This window comes from Methylocapsa palsarum (assembly GCF_900114285.1).
Taxonomy (GTDB): domain Bacteria; phylum Pseudomonadota; class Alphaproteobacteria; order Rhizobiales; family Beijerinckiaceae; genus Methylocapsa; species Methylocapsa palsarum.
Window position 1 is genome coordinate 85,791 of record NZ_FOSN01000002.1, and the last position, 21,036, is coordinate 106,826.

Sequence of the window (21,036 nt, forward strand, 5' to 3'; positions counted from 1 at the left end):
GTGAAAGCGAGGCTTGCGACGGAATCCGACGATGAACAATCACAATATTAGCAAAAAACCAACAGAAACTCAAGCGCGTTGGGAAGTTAATCGCGCGCAAACCGAGCGTTTCTTGCGCGTACTTGACCCGGAGGCGAGCGCGTTTTCATTCCAGACCTTTGATGACAGTCCCTCAAAGCGCATGCACCTCATCAGAGTGCTACATGGCGGACTCGCCGAGGTTTGGGATGAGTTATGTAGCCTTTCGCAGGTTGGCGCGGGCGTCTTCGTAACGGTCAACGAGACGAACCTTCTTGGGCGCAGCTCGGGGAACGTTGTCCGCGTGCGCGCGCTGTTCGCCGATCTCGACGGAGCGCCGCTGGAAAACATCGAACGCGTACCACTCAAACCCTCATGGGTGACGGTGTCAAGCGAGGGGCGCTTCCACGCCTATTGGCTGGTGGAAAACATCAAGCTCGATGAGTTTAGGCCCCTGCAAAAGGCGATAATCGATTTTACTGGGTCGGACGCCTCCGTCTGCGATTTGCCGCGTGTCATGCGCCTTCCAGGCTTTCCGCACCAAAAAGGGGAGCCGACCCTCGTCAAAGGGTCCCCGACCAAAGATTATTTGAAATGCAACACGCGCGAGCAGGCCTTGGCGTTAGTACAAACGCAACAGACAACACGTTCCGGTAAAATTATGCCATTCTCGGGTGTGTTCAAGGAATGCGGCGAACAGGAGACAATGAAGAAGCTCGCCGCGAAGACTGAGCATCTTTTTGCTAACGCGATCGAGGCGCCTACCGCCCAAGAGCTTCTGCCGCTCGTCGCGGATATGCTTAAGTTCGTCTCATCCAACGTGCCGCGTCCGGAGTGGTGGCCACACCTCGCGGCGATGGCTCATCTGGCGGGGGGCGACGAGGCGATACAGCGCGAAGCCGAAGCCATTTGTCGCGAATGGTCGAGCGGATTTGCGCAAGACGACTCCAAATCGACGCGCTACGCCGGTTCTACTCTGTACAACGACGCTGATTTCGACAAGCAATGGTTAGACTGCGTTTCACGTAACTACACTGGAGAACGCACAACGTGGCGTTCAATCCGGTTCGCGGCGGTTCAGGGCGGCTGGATCGCGCCGCAAACGAGCTTCCCCGTCTTCGCCAAAGCCGAAGCCGCCAGCCGATCACCTGACCTAGTTGATGTGTTGAACGAACAATGGGCATGGCTTGAAGATGAACAGATCATTTTCGACCTGAAATTCATGACGAGCCGAAGCCGCGAACAAATGATGGGCGCCACGGCTGCGCGATCCATCGTAAGCGAGGGTGACAATGGAAAGACGAAGCGCGTCTCAGGCTACAATCTTTGGTTTACCTCCCCGAACCGGCGGCAACTCGCGGGCCGAAAGTTCTTGCCGGGGCACGGTCCCTTCGTCGATAAAGACATCAAGGGCAAGCCCTTGGGCGGCATCCTTGTGAACCTGTGGCAGGGATGGGGCTGCGAGCCTGTCAAGGGCGACGTAGAGCCCCTCAAAGCCCTGATAAGTAAGCTCTGCGGTGGCGACCCGGAGGAGATCAGATATCTCACTTGGCGCATCGCGATTAAACTTCAGAAGCCTTGGGTCAAGGTCCCCTCTTATGTCTTGATTGTCACCAGCGCAGAAGGCACGGGCAAATCCCAACTCGGCAAGTTTATCGTCGGCCTCTACGGCAAGCATGGAAAAATTATAACCGACCGCGAAGTGGAAAGCAGCTTCGATGACTGGAAGGCAGACGGCATTCTTTTCGCCATGAGCGAAGAAGTTTCCTTAAAGGAAAAGAAAAGCACGGCGAACCGGCTGAAGGCCATGACTTCCATGGAGGTCCAACAAATAAACCCAAAGGGGAAACCCGCATTCTCGACTGAGAACTACCTAGACCTATACTTTACCGCTAACGACCATAACGCCCTATATATCCGAAACGATAAAGAGCGGCGGCCTTTCATCGTCCAACACGACGTAGAGCCCATGTCGATGGCGGAGGCCCAAGCGCTGCAAAACTGGTACGACCGTGGCGGCAAGGAGGCGATGCTTTTCCACTTTTTGCATGAGGTTGACGGCGACGCTTTTGCAATCCATGCGCCCGCCCCCCTCACCTCCGGGAAAACGTTGATGGCCGAGGCGAGTAGGTCGCCAGCGGAGGCTTTTGTCGATGAGCTCATCGTTGACGACGCGGAGGCTGCCAGACAGGGCGAGGATGCCGCGCCGCTCCGCGACTTCCGCGAGCTATTGGTGGAGTTCCTTGGCGTAGGCGAGCGGGGCGACAAGCGGGCGGAGCAGGCCTTGGTGCGAGCATTGACGCGAGCGGGGGCTCCGCGCCGCCGGATCAGGGCTTGGATCGAACGCGAGGGCAAGCGCGAAAGCGCGGGGCGGAAGACATTATACGCGGTCGGTGAGATGAACGTGTGGCGGGGGAAAGGCCCCGAGGAATGGGCGAATAAATACCTCGAACAGAGCCTGCGGAAGGCGGCGAAGTGAGGTCCGATACGCCGGGACCTTGGTCAGGGGTAGCGAACCGAGCGCCAGCCTTGGCCAGCCGAAGCTGTGCTATTCTGGTCAAGCCCCGCCGATTTTGGCCAAGGTCCCCGCAACGACCTTGGCCTGGCTAATACCTTGTTTCTTATATGAAATTTCTAGGTGACCAAGGTGGACAAGGTAAAATACTACCACTAGGGTAAAATTAGTTCGATGGGTTGTTACGACAGCACACTCGCACTGAAGGGGGCAGCTGCACGCAATAGCCGTAGTACAAATCGACCTTGGCCAGTGGCCAGTGCGGCCAGCGGTAAGCGCCGCCATACTTATTCGAGGTGAGAATGACTGAACCTAGCTCTCCCTTAGCTGTTGTCTTGGACCCCTACATGGGTCTCGGCGCTACCATCGAGAGCGGGGGCGTGGAACGTGCGAAGCCTATCCCGCTGCCACCTCGGCCGAGCTGGGCGGATTTTGCCGACGACACGCCTGCGCTGCCTATCTGTGATCCGACGCCGTCCTCCGTCAGCCCTGCCGACGATGGGCAAGCGCGCTGTCGGGCCTATGTTGAGCTCCGCCGAACCCAGATCGTTGATGCGTTGCCGACGATGGACGCCTTGCAGCGTCAGAATGCCTTGCTTGAACTCGGGCAGTTGGTTCAGATCGAGGCTGCGGTTTCGGGCCATGTCGTCGCCCCCGAGACTACGCTCCAGCATAAGCACAACGCCATGCTCGCGAATGTGGCGCAGTCGGCGATTGTGAATAGCTTGAAACTCGATGAGAATGCGCTGAAGCGGCAGACCGCATCGATTCTCCCGCGTCTACTCGCGGAATGGAACGCGGCCAAAGCATCACGCAACGCTCCTTTGGACGTAACAGGAGGTTCAGATGCGCGACGATGACGACGACATTAACGATGTCATTGACGACGAAGGCAGAGATGTCGACGACGCGCCCTTTGACGACGCTGCGTTAGCAGACTTGTACCGCAAGCTCGACCTTGATCCGACGCCAGCGCCGCCCTCTTCGGAGACGACGCCGGACTCGTTCGCTTGGCTCGACGCCATCGACGCACCGCGGGCCGACGCGCCCCGTGCGCATGAGCCTTGGGGCGATCCCTCGTTCAGCGACCCGCGCCTGGCTGGCGGGCTCGCCTGCACGTTTTTGCGAGAGAGACCTAAAGCGGTTTGTTTCGAGGTTTATGCCGATGGCCGCGAAATATGGCTGCCGAAGTCCGCGTTCAATCTTGTTCGCGACGGCGCGCACTATGCCGTTTGTTATCCTGACCGGCTCGCGAAGGACAAGGATTTGCCGAGGACGACGGGCTATAACCGGCGTACCCAAGGCCGCGCGCCTGAGACGCCGCGCCTCACGGCGACGCCGATACGTGATGAGCTTGCGGCTTTGACTAACCGGGGCCGAGAGGCGCTGGAGGAAACCTTCTGCGAGGTCCCTATCGTCGACGTAGTCCATGAGACCGCCGCCGCCGTGTTCGTGCAGGTGGCCAGCCCTCCTGACAGGTACGGCGAAGTCACGCCGAACGAAGTCTGTCTTCCGAAGTCGCAGTCGATCCTTTTGGGCGATCCGCCGCACACGGCCGTCGTGCCGAAATGGCTCGCCAGGAATATCAGCAAGGAACATAGGATCGCGCATGGGCCTCCGCTTCGTTTGGCACGCAAGCTCGCTGCCGGCACTCGCCGCGCGGGCTATAACAAGCTAGACCTCTAACCTCTATTATAGGAGAGGCGCTGATGAAGTCGCAGCGTTCAACGCGCGCGGAGCAAGCCAGAACTCTGCTGGCGTTCATAGAGACACATGAGCGGCTCCGTCCTCTGGCTCTTCGGGAGCTTGAGCAGTGGCGGGCTGCGGCTACGCAAGTGGCGAGTCCGCGCCCAAGCCCACACACGATCGAGGGAGCCCGCTACGCGGCGGAGCAGGCGCGGCGCTGTGAAGAGACCTACCTGCGCGCCGAAGCGGGCTGCGGCCTCTTAAGGGACGCCGTAGCGCTACTGCAGCGCGAAGACGCCACTGAGGGCCGCGCGGATATTAGCGGGCGGGCGCGGATGCTGGCGCGCAGCCGCTTTCTATCGGGACCGAGGTCGTAGCACGCTTGGAGAAAGCCGTGGTTGTCTCGCGCCGCGCCTCAGTTACAATTCACGCCGCCTGCGTAGTTCGAGAAGCAGTGGTGTCCGCTATTAGAACCCGTCCCATATGCTCCGCCTACACCATCGGACTGCCAGCCGCCGCCAGCATTGTTGCCGGTGCCGACGCTGCCGCCTGCGCCGTTTGATTGCCAACCGCCGCCCGAATTTCTACCCGTGCCGAAACTGCCGCCTGCGCCGTTTGATTGGTAACCACCACCCGATGCTCTGCCGGTGCCGAAGCTGCCCCCTGCGTCGTTTGATTGGTAACCGTACTGCACCTTGACAGTATCAGCGTCCGCACTGGCACCGTCGGTTTGGGCGAGAATCAAAAGAGGAACCAGGAAAATGCTGATAGCTAAAGCTTTACTATAAATCATTTGGTTTGCTCCATTCGAATTGGAGGCGATCCATACGCTCTACGCCCTCGCTAGGAAATTGACTGGCCAATTCTTCGTGAACCTCGCCAGAAATTCGAAAAGCACGCGCGATTATGGAGCGAGGGCAGAAGTTTCTTCTGGGCAGGGTCCGAGCCCGGTTGCCTTCGAACTTTCGTCGTGCAAGGCAGTGGGACCGACCCTAATCCGCCATTGAGGCGTGCTCTATGCATAAGTCGCCGGTTACGACTACGAACAGTGAGAGGAAGGAGCGGCTAAGCTTTGTCGCGTGAGGTAGAGGCGTTCGCGCGGCGACGAAAGATCGTATCGTTTGGCCGATGGTACTCCTGATAACCCCGTCTTGTGGAATTGCTCACCAGCAGATAGTGGGGTTCAAAGTGGGGCTATGGCAAACCAAGAGATGAAGTCATTGTAATATCAATGTGCTAAGGCGGACACCTCTTCCGCCATCCCCGCCGATTTTACCGCTGTGGCGCGATAGCTAAGGATACGCAAACATTGCAGTTATTCGTTCCCCGAGTGGGCTTGGTCCACGACGACCACTAGCCTGCCGCGGACATGGCCGCTTTCACTTGTGCGGTGCGCTTCCGCGATTTGAGAAAGCGGATAGGTGCGTTCCACAGTCAGCCAGAAGCGTCCCTGTTCGATCAATGCTCCAATGCTGTCCAGAGCATGAAAGGCACGGCCGTGGAAGCCAGTGCTGAAATGAACATTATGCTCTTTCGCTCCTGTCATATCGGCAAGTTCAACGACGTTGGCCGGGCCGCCGGCAAGATCGATGAGCGTCGGCAATGCGCCCCCGGCGACATTCAAAGCCAGGTCCACTCCATTTGGCGAAAGCGAGCGGACTCGTTCGGCAAGGCCCTCGCCATAGCTTACCGGCTCTGCGCCCAGGAGACGAAGATAGCTGTGATTGCCGGGGCTGGCGGTGCCGATGACCCGCGCTCCACGAGCGACGGCGAGTTGCACAGCCACGCTGCCAACGCCTCCGGCCGCGCCATTGATCAGCAGAGATTTGCCGGCGCCGACATCGAGCTGGTCGAGGCTGCGCGTGGCCGTCTCAAGCGCGACAGGCAAGGCGGCCGCGTCGATAAAGCCGAGTGTGGCTGGCAATAAGGCTCTGATGGTGACCAGCGCCAACTCAGCCGCGGCGCCATCATCGGCAATACCAAAGATGCGCTCGCCGACAGCGACGTCGGTCACGCCGTCGCCGACTTGGTCCACTATGCCCGCCACGTCCCTGCCGGTGCGCTGGGGAAAGCTGACAGCGCCAAACTGAATCGCGCCGCTGCGAAGCTTTGGGTCAGTCGCACTGATCCCCGCCGCATACACCCTGATACGGACCTGTCCCGGGCCAGGGCTCGGGTCAGGAAGTTCCACGATCTCGAGGACTTCGGGGCCGCCGAACCGGCTGAACTGTACTGCTTTCATTGTCGTCTCCGCCGCCAAAAGGCTCGCACGGAGTGGTTTGTCGTTTTGCGACCCACACCGAGCGATCGCCGACATCCCGCAAGGGCGCCGAACGTTCGCCGTGGAATCTCATGCGCTCGCGCAAGGATAGGACTTCCCAATGGGGAAGGACTTGGGCTTACCTTACCAAGTCTGCCTTTTCCGACGCCAATATGATGCAGCTTCCGCTCCCGCTTTGCAATACTGGACCGCTGGACGCCGGCTTTTCCCGACAAATCCTTCACTGGCGCGAATGGTGAACGTTCGGTCGAGCGTGGCGAGATCCAGCCGATCATCCTGCGGGCTGATGTTCGAAGCCTGCCGCCCTTGACGCTCTAGGACATTTGACTTAACCCAGAATTAGGACAAATGTCCTACAGCGCGGTCCATGGCTTTGTCCCTCCGCGCTATCGTCGTGGAGGCCGGTTATGGGCGCGAGCGAAACTCGCCAGCAGATCGTGGATGTAGCGGATCGGCTCTTCTACGAGCGCGGCTTCGAGGCGACGTCCTTCGCCGATATCGCCAGGGATGCCGGGCTGTCGCGCGGCAATTTCTATTATCACTTCAAGACCAAGGACGAGATCCTCGCCGCCGTGATCGGAGGGCGCGTTGAAAAGACCCGCGCCATCCTGGAGGCCTGGGCGCGGAATGCGGACTCTCCGGCGGACCGTATCCGCAGCTTCGTCCATATCCTCATCACCAATCGCACCAGGATCATGGCGCATGGCTGCCCGGTCGGCACGCTCTGCAACGAACTGGCGAAGCTCGATCATGCGGCGAAGGAGGATGCGGCGCGTCTGTTCTCGCTGTTTCGCGACTGGCTCGCCCGGCAGTTCGCTATGCTCGGCCGCGAAGCGGATGCCGATGCGCTGGCCCTCCACCTTTTGATGCGCAGTCAGGGCGTCGCCGTACTCGCCACCGCCTTTCGTGACGAGGCTTTCATTTACCGCGAGGTCTCAGACATGGAGGCGTGGCTTCAAACCCAATGCCCGGCGACCTCGTTATCCCGATCCCGCCAATCCGTCTGATGGAGACGCCATGTTCGTCGTTACCCTTCGCTTCGCCGACAAGACCAAAGCCCCGCAATTTATAGACGGGCACAATGCCTGGATCAAACGCGGTTTCGACGACGGCGTGTTTTTGCTGGTCGGAAGCCTCCAGCCGAATGCGGGCGGCGCGATCCTCGCGCACAATGCGTCGCCAGAGGAGATGGAGGCGCGGGTGCAGGACGACCCCTTCGTCGTCGAGGGCGTGGTCAGCGCCGAGATTCTTGCTATTGCGCCGGGCCGCGCCGATGAGCGGCTCGCCTTCCTGAAAGCCTGCCTGAAAGCCTGAGCCGATGAGCGCGACCATCCCCGGCCCGGATGGGCGCCCGCGTTGCCGCTGGTGCGCGGCGACGCCCGAGTTCCTCGCCTATCACGACACCGAGTGGGGTTTTCCAGTCGATGACGACCGCCGCCTGTTCGAGAAACTGTGCCTCGAAGGCTTTCAGGCGGGCCTGAGCTGGCGAACGATTCTCGCTAAACGCGAGAACTTCCGCGCCGCGTTCCATGGGTTCGATTTCCATCGGATCGCCGACTTTACCGATGCTGATGTTGAACGTCTGCTGAATGACGCCGGCATTGTTCGTCATCGCGGCAAGATCGCCGCCGTCATCAACAATGCGAAGCGCGCGCAGGAGATGGTGAAACGGGAAGGTTCACTCGCCTCCTATGTCTGGCGCTTCGAGCCGAAGCCGGATGAACTGGCCGCGCCGCAGATAGCTTCGACTTCGGCCGCGTCCATTGCGCTCTCGAAAGATCTGAAGAAGCGCGGCTGGTCCTTCGTCGGCCCGACCACCATTTACGCCTTCATGCAGGCCATGGGTCTCATTAACGATCACGCGAAGGAATGCGTCATCCGGGGACAGGCGGCAGACGCCAGAATGGCCTTCACACGACCAGCATAGAACCAAAAAGCGAAGCAACGCCCGCCCGCCTGCCGTCGGAACAATTCAAGCGCGGTGCATATCCTCGCGGGATCGCTTGTCAAATGCGCCAAGCTGAGGCAGTTATAAAAAAAACGTTCGTGCTGAACGAGGCGATTCTGTTTGGGGGAAGACGTCAATGAGCGGTAGTGCTTGCGCTGGATGTGCTATTCTTACTCGATATGCTGTTCTTGTCGGAGTTTTAGTGTCGCCAGTATCGGCTATGGCCGCCTCTGGTACGTTGATATTGGATAACCGCTGCAATTCATGGGTGGCCATAAAGCAAAACAATCAGTCTTGCTCCAAGGATACTAATGCGGATGCGGATAAAGTATCATATATAAGTCGAGACGTTAGTTTCAACTACAAAGGACAGGACGTTATTTGTACATATACCGTACTTAAAGGCGATAATAACGCATTTTTATTTAATTTCAGCTTCAATCCAAAGCAATATCTCGAAATAAAGGCAGTCTGCAAGACAGCCGGAAATGAATGTGATTGTACGACGGATCCGTGATCATTGATCATCCGGACCGCATTTACAGCGATAGTCCGGTAGCTTATGTAGCTCGTTGCGCGCAACGCCAGCGTCGCCTTGTCACCTCCGTGGAATTTCCCGCCATGCGCGCCGAAGCCGAAGCGCTCGTCCTAGCCATCAAGCAATCCATGGGATTGCTGAGGAGGCATCTTTGACGTCGATTCCTCGACGCGCCGCCTCGCCGAACTGAACGCAAGGGTCGAGGACCCTGATCTCTGGAACGATTCCGAGGCCGCGCAGAAAATCATGCGCGAGCGCACCGAACTCGAGGATCGGCTTGGTTCAATCAGGCGGTTCGAGACCGAACTCGACGACGCCGCGACCCTTGTCGAACTCGGGGAGGCGGAGGAAGATTCGGCCACCGAAAAAGAGGGAATCGATCAGCTCAAGGCGCTCAAGGTCGAGGCCGAGCGGCGTCAGATCGAGGCGCTTTTGTCCGGCGAGGTCGACGGCAACGATACCTATATCGAGGTTCATTCGGGCGCGGGCGGCACCGAGAGCTGCGACTGGGCGCGCATGCTGTTTCGCATGTACGCCCGCTGGGCGGAGCGCCACAAGTTCAAGGTCGAGATCATCGAGGAGACCGCGGGCGACGAGGCGGGCCTGAAGTCTGGAACGCTCCTTGTGAAGGGGCACAATGCGCATGGCTGGGCGAAGACCGAATCGGGGGTCCACCGCCTCGTGCGCATCTCGCCGTTCGACTCCAACGCGCGGCGCCACACCAGCTTCGCCTCGGTCTGGGTCTATCCGGTCATCGACGACAAGATCGATATCGACGTGAAGGAAAGCGATTGCCGGATCGACACCTATCGCTCCTCAGGCGCCGGCGGCCAGCACATCAACACCACCGATTCGGCCGTGCGCATCACCCATATTCCCTCTGGCATCGTCGTCGCCTGTCAGGGCGAGCGCTCGCAGCACAAGAACCGGGCGACCGCCTGGAACATGCTGAGGGCTCGTCTCTACGAGCAGGAAATCGAGCGGCGCGAAGCGGAGGCGAACGCAACGGAGGCCACCAAGACCGAGATCGGCTGGGGGCACCAGATCCGCTCGTACGTGCTGCAGCCCTATCAGCTGGTGAAGGATCTGCGCACCGGCGCAACCTCCGGGACGCCTGACGACGTGCTCGACGGCGAACTCGATCCGTTCATGGAGGCGGCGCTGGCGCAGCGCCTTTCAGGCGGCGCGTCCGTTCCGATCGAGGATGTCGATTAGAGCGCTTTCCGATCGCATGAAAGTCATGCGATCGATCAGAAATCGCTTCAGAGTCAAAAGCTTGAGCATATTCTTCTCGATGGGATTGATTCAATCCGATCGGAATATGCTCAGGGCGTCCCGCAGCCTGGTTTCAATAGGCGCGCAGGCGATGCGTCGGATAAGCGAGCCGGAACTGCAAATCGTTCCAGAAATCGGCCTGCCATAAATCAGGCGACACGACTTCGCCGATCTCGCGAATCGGGCTCTCGGTATGAAGCTGCGCCCAGCGATCGCCGACCGCCGTCTGCGGCGCGAACCTGTCCTGCGCCGCATTCCCCCGCGCCGCCCGGCGCTCCGCGAATTGAAAAAACTCGATGACTTCCATAACCTTAACCTTTGTCATAGAACGAAATTGCGTTCCCCGCCCTTAGCGGACCCTACTAATTGGGGCCGCGCGACTATATCACAAGTATGTGGAGATGATTTTCCATTGTTCCAGGAATTTTCGCCCGTCGCCAGCGCCACCTGCCAAGCTTCCGGTTCGACCTTCGATTTGAGCCGAAACTGAACTGCTTTTTCGCGCGCTCGCGCGTTCTGGATCATCCTCAACCCTTTGATGCGCGCCGCGGCCGCAGCTCTAAGATTGGACGGCCGAATATGGTTCCGCGGAGAGAAAAGATCTTCAATATTCCGGCGGTGATCGCCGCCATCGTTGTGCTCCTCGTCGCGATCGAAGCTGTGACGCAGATGGTCTCGCCGGAAACCTATCTCGGCGTTCTCGAACATTTCGCCTTCGTTCCGGGTCGGTTCACCTACGCGTTCGACCCCGGGCTCGTCTCGGACGCTTTTGACGCCGCCGATTCATCCGAGTCCGGCGCCGGCGTCGCGCGATTTTTCCTCGGCGACGGCTCGCCGCAATGGTGGACGCCGGTCACCTATGCTTTTCTGCACGCCGGCTGGCTTCACGTCGGCGTCAATTCGCTGTGGTTCGTCGCCTTCGGTTCGGCCGTCGCGCGCCGGTTCGGACCGCCGCGTTTCCTTTTGTTCTGCATCGCCGCGGCGGTCGCCGGCGCCGCCCTGCATTTCCTGACGCACATGACCGACCTACAGCCCGTTGTCGGCGCCTCCGCTGTCGTCTCGGGCGCCATGGCGGCGGCGGCGCGATTCGTCTTTCAGCCGGGAGCTCCGCTCGGGGAGACTTTGGGCTTCGCGGACCGGCAGGACGAGGAGATCTACCGCCTTCCGGCGCTGCCGTTGCGCGAGCTGTTTTCAAATCGCGGCGCGGCGACGTTCCTTGGGTTCTGGTTTTTGATGAACTTCGTCGTCGGCGTCGTCCCGGCTTCGGTCGGGATGGCGGGCGCGACCATCGCCTGGGAGGCGCATATCGGCGGCTTCCTCGTCGGGTTGCTGGCGTTTCGCTGGTTTGATCCAAAGCCGCCATTTTCAGTGGGGCGGGGTGGGATCGCATGATGATTGAAACGTCGGCGTTCCAGCGCGACGGCGGAGAGGCCAGCAGCGCCTGAGCCTTGCTCCGGCGAGTGGAAGACGGCATATTTTCAACCATCGGCCCGTCGGTAATTCAACGAGCGTTCCAATGATTCGATTTGCATCTTGCTGAAGGCGGGGAAGACGAGCGGCCTTTGGGACAGCTGGCGGTCGGATCGGATACTCCTCGTCACGCTGGCGACCTGCGTGATTTTTTCCCGCGAAGGGGAGGAGTACTACGCCAAACTCGCCAATCCTCTGGTTCTGGGTTTGACGTTCTTTTGGCTGTTCGGCGTCATTCTCGTTTCTTCATTCGCGGTCGTCAGACACGCCGAACATATCGCCGAGCGTCTCGGCGAACCGGCGGGCACGCTGATCTTGACCCTCTCGGTCACTTTCATCGAAGTCATGAGCATCACCGCCATCATGCTTCATGGCGAAAACAATCCGACCCTTGTGCGGGACACGATCCTTTCGGTGATCATGATCGTCCTGAACGGAATGGTCGGTCTGTCGCTCCTCCTCGGCGGGTGGAAGCACCGCGAGCAGGTCTATAATCTGCAAGGCGCAAACACCTATCTGGGGGTCATTATTCCGCTGGTGGTGTTGAGCGTCATCCTGCCTGACTACACGGAAACGACTCCCGGGCCGGCTTTGTCCGTTCTGCAGCAAAGCGCGCTCAGCTTCATGTCGCTGGGCCTTTATTGCGCTTTCCTGGCGATGCAAACGGGCCGCCATCGCGCCTATTTCACGCTCGATGAAGGCTTGATGGAAAAGGCGCATGTTGCGCCGGCGCCGGGCGCCCGATCAGTCCCCTTTCATTTCGTGATGCTGGCGGCGTATGTCCTGCCGGTCATCTATCTCGCGGAACAGCTGGCGCATCCGATCGATTACGTGATCGAGACCCTCAAAGCCCCGGATATTTTCGGCGGCGTCGCGATTGCTTTGCTTGTGGCGACGCCGGAAGCCGTCGGCGCCGTAAGGGCGGCGCTGGCGAACAAGCTGCAGCGTTCGGTCAACATCCTCCTTGGTTCGGTGCTCTCGTCCATCGGGCTGACGGTTCCGGTCATGCTCATCGTCAGTCGCTGGACCGCTCATCCGGTCGTTCTCGGGGTGGAGCATGCCGACATGATCCTGTTGCTTCTGACCCTCGCCCTGAGTTTCATCACTTTTTCCAACGGGCGGACGAATGTGCTGCAAGGCGCCGTGCACCTCATCATGTTCACGACGTTTCTTTTTCTGATGATGGAGGGATAATCGCGCCGACCGAGCGCCTCGGCGCCGCGCTCCGCTATACTCCGCCTTTCTTGCCGCGAACGTCCGTCTCTATCCCAGCAGAGGACGGCGCCGAGCCTTCACCGCCGGCCGCCTGAACTCGCCGATGATTTCAAGATGCGGCGAGCAGCGGAACTGGTCGATCGGCTGGATGCGGACGATTTCATATCCGCCGGCGCAAAGGATCGCCGCGTCGCGCGCGAAAGTGCGGATGTTGCAGGAGACCGAGATGACAAGCGGCGCGCCCGATTCGGCGAGGGCCCGGGCCTGCTCCTGCGCCCCCGCCCGCGGCGGATCTAAAACCACTGCGCCGTAGGCGGCGAGATCTTTCGGCGCGAGCGGGCGGCGGAACAGATCGCGGGTTTCCGTCTTGACGGGCCGCAGGCCGCTGGCGCGGGCGCCTCTGGCGAGGGCGGCGAGAGCCGGGGCTTCGAGATCGAAGGCGCAGACTCTGGCGAATTCGGCGATGGGCAGGGAAAAGGTTCCGACCCCCGCGAACAGATCGGCGACCGTCTCAACGCCCTCCAGGGCCGCGCAGATTTTTTCGGCGAGCAGTTTTTCGGCGGCTTCGGTCGCCTGCAGGAAAACGCCAGGCGGCGGAGCGACGAGCGCGCGCCCCATTTCGAGCAGGGGCTGGCGCTGGACGGTGATCAGCGCGCCATGATTGGAGAGCCGGGCGAGATCGAGGCTCAAGGCGCGGCGCACGAGCCTTTTGGTCTGGTGTTCGTCGAGCGCGCCGCAGCCCCGCAGGTCGATATCGAGGCCGGCCGCCGTCGCGGTGACATGGATATCGAGCGGCTTGCCGGACGCGGCCAGCGCGTCGGCGAGCGCCCGCGCCGCGGGCAAGGCCCCACTCATCGCGGGCGCGAGCAGGGGGCACTCTGTGATCTCGACGATGTCATGCGCGCGCGATTGCATGAACCCCACGGCGGTGCGCCCGTCCGCGCCCGTGCGGGCGTGGAACGTGGCGCGGCGGCGGCCCTCGCCATGCGCGTCAATCGGGGGATCGACCGAGGCGTTCAGCCCGGCCTGACGCAAGGCGTCGCTCAGCAGTTCCCGTTTCCATTGCGCAGTGGGCGCGGGGGCCAGCGTTTGCACGGCGCAGCCGCCGCAAGAGGCGAAATATCTGCAAAAAGGCTCGATCCGATCTGGGCTTGGCGTCAGCACTTCGATCAGTTTGCCTTGCGCGCCGTCGAGTTCCGCAATGATCGTCTCGCCCGCCAGCGCATAGGGGACGGCGACCTGGCCATCGGGTCCGCGCCCGAGACCCTCGCCCTTTTGCCCAAGGCGGTCGATCTTGATCCTCGCGTTGAGGCTGATCATGTTCGTTGCGCGCCGATGAGATATTCGACGTTGCCGTCGCCGCCTTCGATCGGCGAAGGGACGAGGCCCAGGACCGTCCAGCCGAGCGATTCGATCAGCGCGGAGATATTGGCGCAGACCTTCGCGCGAAGCGCTTCGTCCTTGACGATCCCCTTGACGGCGCGGCCGGGACCCACCTCGAACTGCGGCTTGATCAGAGCGACCAGGCGGGCCCTCGTCCCGGCGAGCGGCAGCACGGCGGGCAGCACAAGGGCGAGGGAGATGAAGCTGACGTCGAACGTCAGGAACAGGGGGGGCGCCGGAATGGCCGCCGGACTGAGACCGCGCGCGTCCGTAGATTCGAGCGAGACGACGCGTGGATCGCGGGCGATGTCGGGATGCAGCTGGAAACGGCCGACGTCGACGGCTGCGACGCTCAAAGCCCCGCGGTCGAGGAGAACGTGAGTAAAGCCGCCGGTCGAGGCGCCGATGTCGAGGCAGGGCAGACCGGCCGGATCGAAGCCGAAGCAATCGAGCGCCGCGGCAAGTTTGACCCCGCCGCGCGAGACCCAGGGGTAGGGCGCTGCGGCGTCGACGCACGCGTCGGCTTTAATCCGCTCGGACGGCTTGCGCAGGGTCTTTCCGTCAACGCGCACGAGCCCCGCGGCGATGGCCTCCTGAGCTTTCTGGCGGCTCTCGAAAATCCGTCTTTCGACGAGGGCGAGATCGGCGCGCTGTGAGGTCATTCCGCAGAAATAAAGCGCTGGCGGCCGCTGGCAAGGGCGCGGCCGCCAGGTTTCCGATCTGGCCCGATCAAGCGATCATGCTTTTGGCCGCATCGGAATTGCGGCCAAGCGTCGCCAGGACTTTGGCGACGATGGCCTGGGCGTCGAGACCCGCCTGGGCGTAGAGCTTCTCCGGCTTGTCGTGATCGAGGAAGAGGTCCGGCAGGACCATCGACCGGAATTTCAACCCGCGGTTGTCGAGCGCGCCGTCCTCGGCGAGAGCCTGCATCACGAACGAACCGAAACCTCCGACGGAGCCTTCCTCGATCGTGATGAGCACTTCATGGTTGGCGGCCAGACGCCGGACAAGCTCGAGATCGAGCGGCTTGGCGAAACGGGCGTCCGCGACCGTGGCCGAAACGCCGTAGGTCGCGAGATCTTCCGCCGCCTTCAGGGCTTCGGCGAGTCTCGTCCCGAGCGAGAGAATCGCGACTTTGTTTCCTTCGCGAAGAACCCGGCCGCGGCCGATCTCGAGCACCTTGCCTTCGGACGGCAATTCCACCCCGACGCCTTCGCCGCGCGGATAGCGCAAAGCGATCGGACCTTCGTTGAAGGCCGCGGCGGTCGCGACCATATGGACAAGCTCCGCTTCGTCGGCGGCCGCCATCACGACCATGTTCGGCAGGATGCCGAGGAAAGAGACGTCGAACGAACCGGCGTGCGTCGCGCCGTCGGCGCCGACGAGGCCGGCGCGGTCGATGGCGAAGCGGACTGGCAGGTTCTGGATCGCGACGTCATGCACGACCTGATCATAGCCGCGCTGCAGGAAGGTCGAATAGAGCGCGCAGAACGGCTTGTAGCCTTCAGTCGCAAGGCCGGCGGCGAAAGTCACCGCATGCTGCTCGGCGATGCCGACGTCAAAGGTGCGGTCGGGGAAATGTTTTTGAAAGATGTCGAGGCCGGTGCCGCTCGGCATCGCCGCCGTGATGGCGACGATCTTGTCGTCCTTGGCGGCTTCCTTGACCAGGGCTTCGGCGAAGACGCTCGTATAGACGGGCGCATTCGGCTTCGGCTTCACCTGTTTGCCGGTGACGACGTCGAACATGTTGACGGCGTGATATTTGTCATGCGTCGCCTCGGCTGGCGCGTAGCCCTTGCCTTTTTGAGTGACGACATGGACGAGGATCGGCCCCGTCTCCTTGAAATCACGGACGTTTTTCAGAACCGGGAGCATCTGGTCGAGGTTGTGGCCGTCGATCGGGCCGACGTAATAAATGCCGAGTTCTTCAAACAGCGTGCCGCCCGCCCAGAAATTGCGGGCGAACTCCTCTGTCTTGCGGGCGCGGTCATAGACGAAGCGGGGCAGGAGCTTGCCGAGCTGCTTTGCGGCCTCGCGCACCGAGCGATAGGCGTCTCCCGAGACGAGACGGGCGAGATAGGAAGACAGCGCGCCCGCCGGCGGCGCGATCGACATGTCATTGTCGTTCAGGATGATGATCAGGCGCGAATGCATCGCGCCGGCGTTGTTCATCGCCTCATAGGCCATCCCGGCCGACATGGCGCCGTCGCCGATGACGGCGATCACGTTGGAAGGTTTTCCGGCCAGCGTATTGGCGACCGCCATGCCAAGTCCGGCGGACAGGGAGGTCGAGGAATGCGCGGCGCCGAAAGGATCGTATTCGCTCTCGCTCCGCTTGGTGAAGCCTGAGAGGCCGCCGCCCCGGCGCAGGGTTCTGATCCGGTCGCGGCGCCCGGTCAGGATCTTATGGGGATAGGCCTGGTGCCCGACGTCCCAGATCAGGCGATCGTCGGGCGTATTGAACACATAATGCAGGGCGACCGTGAGTTCGATCACGCCAAGGCCCGCGCCCAAGTGGCCTCCCGTCACCGAAACCGCGTCGATGGTTTCGGTTCGCAATTCGCTGCTGACCTGGGCAAGATCTTCCTCATTCAACTTCCGCAAATCGTGCGGCGAGCTGATCAGATCGAGCAGGGGGGTTTTGGAAGGTGTGGTCACATTCGCCTCATTCATCGCGGACCTCAGCCCGAAACTCCATTATAAATTGCTAAATGCTTCAAAAAAGGAAATCAGGTCATTGTTGTTCTTGTCAGTCTTACGTGAATAGCGAACATGGTTCGGCCCCGCAACGCCAACCTTACCGGGATTGGGGCGCCTTGCGAAGTTTACGGAGAGGCGCGACCTTTGCGTCACATATTGAGCAAGAATTCACCAGACGAACAGCGCTTTAGCCGCAAATTTTCATGCAGGCGCGAACTTTGGCCCGGCTCGTCGCGAGGAGACGCCCTCCTTAGAATAAGAGGACGCCGGGCGATCTCGCAAGCGGCGAAGTTTAACCAATAAGTCAAAAGCGAAATCTTGAGATTATTGCCGCAACGCCTGTTCTGTTATTATCCCGGAGCCGCATCGGCGCAGTCGCCGCAGGCGGCGGATTGGTTCGATCTCAATCGTCTTGCTGGAAGGAACCCGTTCCCATGCCGTCCTCTCCCGATTTCCGACCGCTTTCGGACGATCCCCGCCGTCTCGACACGGCGATCGCTCAACTTCGGCATCGTTGGGGGTGGATCGTCGGATTTGGATCGCTCCTCACTTTGATGGGGTTCGCCGCGCTCGGGCTGGTGGTGAGCGCCACGATCGTTTCGGTTTATTCGATCGCCATTTTCATGGTGATCGCGGGCGGCTCCGAGATCGCGCTCGGAATCGGCGCGCGAACCTGGAGCCGGTTCTTCCTCTGGGTCGCCGCCGGAGCGGTCTATCTCGTCGCCGCCGCCTTCGCCTTCGCTCAGCCGCTTGTCGCGGCGGCGGCGTTCACCCTGTTGCTCGGCGTCGGGATGATCGCGACCGGCGCGATGCGCATCTATTTCGCGACCAAAATAGATCCGGGGGCGCGGGACGTCATCCTCGCCGCTGGCGTCCTGACCGCCATTGTCGGACTTCTGATCCTTGTCGGCTGGCCCGCGAACAGCTTCTTCGTGCTCGGCATTCTGCTCGGGCTCGATCTGATCTTCTGGGGAGCCGGCTGGATCTTTTTCGGTTTGCGATTGCGGCAGGCCGCGTGAACTGCGAGAATTCGGGCGACAAGCGTTTGGTTTTACGAAGAACCATGGCGGCGGGGCTGGGGCGCCGCCTTGACAGCTTATTGACGGGAGGCGCCGCCGCGAACGGACTTCTGGCAGAGGACTGATATGGCCAAACGAGTCTATACTTTTGGCGACGGACAGGCCGACGGCGCAAGTCATCTGCGCGAAATTCTCGGCGGCAAAGGCGCGAATCTCGCCGAAATGGCGAACCTCGGACTTCCCGTCCCGCCGGGATTTACGATCACGACCGAGGTCTGCACGTTTTTTTATGAAAACGGAAAACGCTATCCGCACGAACTCGAAGCGGAAGTCGAGACCTCCCTGGCCTATGTCGGCAAATTGACGGGCCGGGCGTTCGGAGACGCGGAAAATCCCTTGCTTTTGTCGGTGCGCTCCGGCGCCCGCGCGTCGATGCCCGGCATGATGGATACGGTGCTCAATCTGGGCCTCAACGACGTCACGGTCGAAGCCTTGGCGAAAGGCGCGGCGGACGAACGCTTCGCCTATGATTCCTACCGCCGCTTCATCCAGATGTATTCAAATGTCGTGCTCGGCATTCCGCATCATTATTTCGAGGACATTCTCGAGTATTACAAGGAGAGCAGGGGCCTCATTCTCGATACGGAGCTCGACGCGGCGGACTGGAGGAAGATGATCGTTTCCTTCAAAGCCAAGGTCGACGAAGAAACCGGCAATTCCTTTCCACAGGATCCGAAGGAGCAGCTCTGGGGCGCGATCGGCGCGGTCTTCGGCTCGTGGATGAATCCCCGCGCGATCACCTATCGCCGCCTGCACTCTATTCCGTCGAGCTGGGGCACCGCGGTCAACGTGCAGGCGATGGTTTTCGGCAACATGGGCGAGACTTCGGCGACGGGCGTCGCCTTCACCCGCAATCCGGCGACCGGAGTAAAGGAGCTTTTCGGCGAGTTTCTTCTCAACGCGCAGGGGGAGGACGTTGTGGCCGGGCTCAGAACGCCGCAAAGCATCACCGAATCGGCCCGGATCGCGGCCTGTTCCACGAAGCCTTCCCTTGAAATCACCCTGCCGGCCGTGTTTCAGGAGTTTGTCCGTGCGACCGAGCTTCTCGAAAAACATTACCGCGACATGCAGGACATCGAATTCACGGTCGAGCGGGGGAAATTATGGTTGCTTCAGACCCGGGCCGGCAAGCGCACCAGCAAGGCCGCGCTTCGGATCGCGGTCGACATGACTCGCGAGGGCTTGATCAGCCAGGACGAGGCGATCGTTCGGATCGACCCTTCGGCGCTGGAGCAATTGCTGCATCCGACCATTGATCCGGACGCCGTTCGAAAGGTGGTGGCGACCGGATTGCCCGCCTCTCCCGGCGCCGCGAGCGGCGCGATCGTGTTTGATTCGGATGAAGCCGAGCAGCTGAAAAACGCCGGCCATAAAGTGATCCTGGTGCGCATCGAGACCAGCCCGGAGGACATCCACGGGATGCACGCGGCCGAAGGCATCCTGACGACTCGGGGCGGCATGACGTCTCACGCCGCGGTCGTGGCGCGCGGGATGGGAAAGCCCTGCGTTTCGGGGGCGGGCGCGATCCTCGTCGATTACGCCGGCGGCTCGATGACCGCCGCGGGGGTGGTCTTCCGCAAAGGCGACATCGTCACGATCGACGGGACCAGCGGACAGGTCATTCAGGGCCGCGTCACCATGCTTCAGCCGGAGTTTTCGGGGGAGTTCGCGACCTTGATGGCCTGGGCTGACGCCGCACGGCGCATGGGCGTCCGCGCCAACGCCGAGACGCCTCAGGACGCCCGCACCGCCCGCAGATTCGGCGCTGAGGGAATTGGGCTTTGCCGCACCGAGCACATGTTCTTCGAAGGCCACCGGATCGTCGCCGTGCGCGAAATGATCCTTGCGGACGACGAACGTGGGCGTCGCGCCGCTCTCGCCAAGCTGCTTCCGATCCAGCGGGCGGATTTCCTCGAAATCTTCGAGATCATGGCCGGGCTGCCGGTCACGATCCGCCTTCTCGACCCGCCGCTGCACGAGTTTCTGCCTCAAACCGAAGCCGAAATCGCCGAAGTCGCCGATTCGATGGGGATCGCCGCGGAGAAACTGCGCCGCCGCGCCGCCGACCTGCGCGAAATCAACCCGATGCTGGGTTTTCGCGGTTCGCGCCTGGCGGTCGCCTTTCCGGAAATCGCCGAAATGCAGGCGCGGGCGATTTTCGAGGCGGCGGTCGAGGTCAAGCGAGCGACCGGCGCCATCGTGCAATTGGAGATCATGGCTCCGCTGATCATCGCCAAGGCCGAGTTCGATTTCGTCAGGGCCAGGATCGATTCGACGGCCCGGGCGGTGGCGAGCGAAACCGGCGAAAACATTCCCTATTCGGTCGGCACGATGATTGAAACGCCGCGCGCGAGTTTGCGGGCGGGCGAGATCGCGGTGACCGCGGAGTTTTTCTCGATCGGCACCAATGATATGACCCAAACGTGTCTTGCGCTCTCCCGCGATGATGCGGGATCGTTTTTGGGCGGGTATGTGGCCAAGGGCATCTTTCCCGCTGATCCATTCGTCACGCTTGACCAGGAAGGGGTGGGAGAATTCATCGAAATCGCCAGCCGACGCGGCCGTCAGACGCGGCCCGACATCAAAATAGGGATCTGCGGTGAGCACGGCGGCGACCCGCAGTCGATCGCGTTCTGCGAAAAGTTGTGCCTCTCCTACGTCTCATGTTCTCCCTTCAGGGTGCCGATTGCGAGACTTGCGGCGGCTCAGGCGGCGCTGCGCGAGCGCGCGAAAAGCTAATGCGGCGGGGGTTCGGGGGGAGGGCGTCCAGAGAAGCGCCAGCAGCTCATGGCGATAGCGATGGTCTAGCGAGAATAATGCGCTTTATACTGTTGTCATCTGTCGGTATACTTTTATCATAATTTGAATCTCGGACGTCGTCGTTAATTATAAAACAGTAGCGTTTGGAATTCGCATGAGCTATCTGGC

The 21,036-nt window shown here is 61.1% G+C and carries 19 protein-coding genes; 13 read left to right on the plus strand and 6 right to left on the minus strand.

Annotated features, from left to right (window positions below):
- Positions 1-31 precede the first annotated feature (31 nt).
- The 4 genes from BM177_RS03290 to BM177_RS19915 all read left to right on the plus strand — a co-directional run bounded on the left by BM177_RS03290 (position 32) and on the right by BM177_RS19915 (position 4,596).
- Positions 32-2,497, plus strand: a complete 2,466-nt coding sequence (locus BM177_RS03290; RefSeq protein ID WP_139223492.1) for a primase-helicase family protein — start codon at positions 32-34, stop codon at positions 2,495-2,497.
- A gap of 416 nt (positions 2,498-2,913) precedes the next feature.
- Positions 2,914-3,393, plus strand: a complete 480-nt coding sequence (locus tag BM177_RS03295; protein WP_139223493.1) for a hypothetical protein — start codon at positions 2,914-2,916, stop codon at positions 3,391-3,393.
- Entirely contained in the window at positions 3,380-4,219 is an 840-nt protein-coding gene (locus BM177_RS03300; protein ID WP_091677893.1) for a hypothetical protein, read from the plus strand. Before BM177_RS03295 ends, BM177_RS03300 begins: the two co-directional genes overlap by 14 nt.
- Before the next feature lie 149 nt (positions 4,220-4,368).
- Positions 4,369-4,596 carry a hypothetical protein gene (locus BM177_RS19915; RefSeq protein WP_175492481.1) on the plus strand — a complete coding sequence of 76 codons (228 nt, stop codon included), beginning with the start codon at positions 4,369-4,371 and terminating at the stop codon, positions 4,594-4,596.
- A gap of 38 nt (positions 4,597-4,634) precedes the next feature.
- Here BM177_RS19915 and BM177_RS19420 read toward each other — a convergent pair whose 3' ends face one another.
- The gene (locus BM177_RS19420) at positions 4,635-5,012 is read right to left on the minus strand and encodes a hypothetical protein (protein WP_139223494.1); all 378 of its coding nucleotides are present in this window, start codon (positions 5,010-5,012) and stop codon (positions 4,635-4,637) included.
- Between the two features lie 522 nt (positions 5,013-5,534).
- Entirely contained in the window at positions 5,535-6,461 is a 927-nt protein-coding gene (locus tag BM177_RS03310) for an NADP-dependent oxidoreductase (protein WP_091677901.1), read from the minus strand.
- A 446-nt stretch (positions 6,462-6,907) separates the two neighbouring features.
- On the opposite strand from BM177_RS03310, the gene BM177_RS03315 reads away from it, so the two are divergent.
- The 5 genes from BM177_RS03315 (at position 6,908) to prfB (ending at position 10,201) form a co-directional block, all read left to right on the plus strand.
- Positions 6,908-7,507 carry a TetR/AcrR family transcriptional regulator gene (locus BM177_RS03315; RefSeq protein WP_091677904.1) on the plus strand — a complete coding sequence of 200 codons (600 nt, stop codon included), beginning with the start codon at positions 6,908-6,910 and terminating at the stop codon, positions 7,505-7,507.
- Positions 7,508-7,517: 10 nt separating this feature from the next.
- Positions 7,518-7,814, plus strand: a complete 297-nt coding sequence (locus BM177_RS03320) for a YciI family protein (RefSeq protein ID WP_091677907.1) — start codon at positions 7,518-7,520, stop codon at positions 7,812-7,814.
- 4 nt (positions 7,815-7,818) lie between these two features.
- A complete protein-coding gene (locus BM177_RS03325) occupies positions 7,819-8,427 on the plus strand; it encodes a DNA-3-methyladenine glycosylase I (RefSeq protein ID WP_091677912.1) in 609 nt (202 codons plus the stop codon).
- Between the two features lie 157 nt (positions 8,428-8,584).
- Positions 8,585-8,965 (plus strand): hypothetical protein, encoded by a 381-nt coding sequence (locus tag BM177_RS19425; RefSeq protein WP_139223495.1) that lies wholly within the window; start codon positions 8,585-8,587, stop codon positions 8,963-8,965.
- 104 nt (positions 8,966-9,069) lie between these two features.
- Positions 9,070-10,201, plus strand: a protein-coding gene (prfB, locus tag BM177_RS03330; RefSeq protein ID WP_139223496.1) for a peptide chain release factor 2 whose coding sequence is annotated in 2 segments (ribosomal slippage) — positions 9,070-9,138 and positions 9,140-10,201 — 1,131 coding nt in all. Because the reading frame shifts where the segments join, the coding sequence is not laid out codon by codon here.
- Between the two features lie 133 nt (positions 10,202-10,334).
- On the opposite strand, the gene BM177_RS03335 is transcribed toward prfB, so the two are convergent.
- A complete protein-coding gene (locus BM177_RS03335) occupies positions 10,335-10,568 on the minus strand; it encodes a hypothetical protein (protein ID WP_091677921.1) in 234 nt (77 codons plus the stop codon).
- A gap of 272 nt (positions 10,569-10,840) precedes the next feature.
- On the opposite strand from BM177_RS03335, the gene BM177_RS03340 reads away from it, so the two are divergent.
- Positions 10,841-11,653, plus strand: a complete 813-nt coding sequence (locus tag BM177_RS03340) for a rhomboid family intramembrane serine protease (protein WP_091677925.1) — start codon at positions 10,841-10,843, stop codon at positions 11,651-11,653.
- Positions 11,654-11,794: 141 nt separating this feature from the next.
- The gene (locus BM177_RS03345) at positions 11,795-12,925 is read left to right on the plus strand and encodes a calcium:cation antiporter (protein ID WP_244532072.1); all 1,131 of its coding nucleotides are present in this window, start codon (positions 11,795-11,797) and stop codon (positions 12,923-12,925) included.
- A 69-nt stretch (positions 12,926-12,994) separates the two neighbouring features.
- On the opposite strand, the gene BM177_RS03350 is transcribed toward BM177_RS03345, so the two are convergent.
- The 3 genes from BM177_RS03350 to dxs form a co-directional block, all read right to left on the minus strand.
- Positions 12,995-14,266, minus strand: a complete 1,272-nt coding sequence (locus BM177_RS03350) for a class I SAM-dependent RNA methyltransferase (protein WP_175492482.1) — start codon at positions 14,264-14,266, stop codon at positions 12,995-12,997.
- Positions 14,263-14,991, minus strand: a complete 729-nt coding sequence (locus BM177_RS03355; protein ID WP_091677932.1) for a TlyA family RNA methyltransferase — start codon at positions 14,989-14,991, stop codon at positions 14,263-14,265. Before BM177_RS03355 ends, BM177_RS03350 begins: the two co-directional genes overlap by 4 nt.
- A 67-nt stretch (positions 14,992-15,058) precedes the next feature.
- Positions 15,059-17,002, minus strand: a complete 1,944-nt coding sequence (gene dxs / locus BM177_RS03360) for a 1-deoxy-D-xylulose-5-phosphate synthase (RefSeq protein ID WP_091677935.1) — start codon at positions 17,000-17,002, stop codon at positions 15,059-15,061.
- 461 nt (positions 17,003-17,463) lie between these two features.
- On the opposite strand from dxs, the gene BM177_RS03365 reads away from it, so the two are divergent.
- Both BM177_RS03365 and ppdK read left to right on the plus strand, forming a co-directional pair.
- Complete coding sequence (locus BM177_RS03365) at positions 17,464-18,048, plus strand: HdeD family acid-resistance protein (RefSeq protein WP_091677938.1); 585 nt, start codon at positions 17,464-17,466, stop codon at positions 18,046-18,048.
- 126 nt (positions 18,049-18,174) lie between these two features.
- Positions 18,175-20,847, plus strand: coding sequence for a pyruvate, phosphate dikinase (ppdK, locus tag BM177_RS03370; RefSeq protein ID WP_091677943.1), 2,673 nt, complete (start codon positions 18,175-18,177; stop codon positions 20,845-20,847).
- The last annotated feature ends 189 nt before the right edge of the window (positions 20,848-21,036 follow it).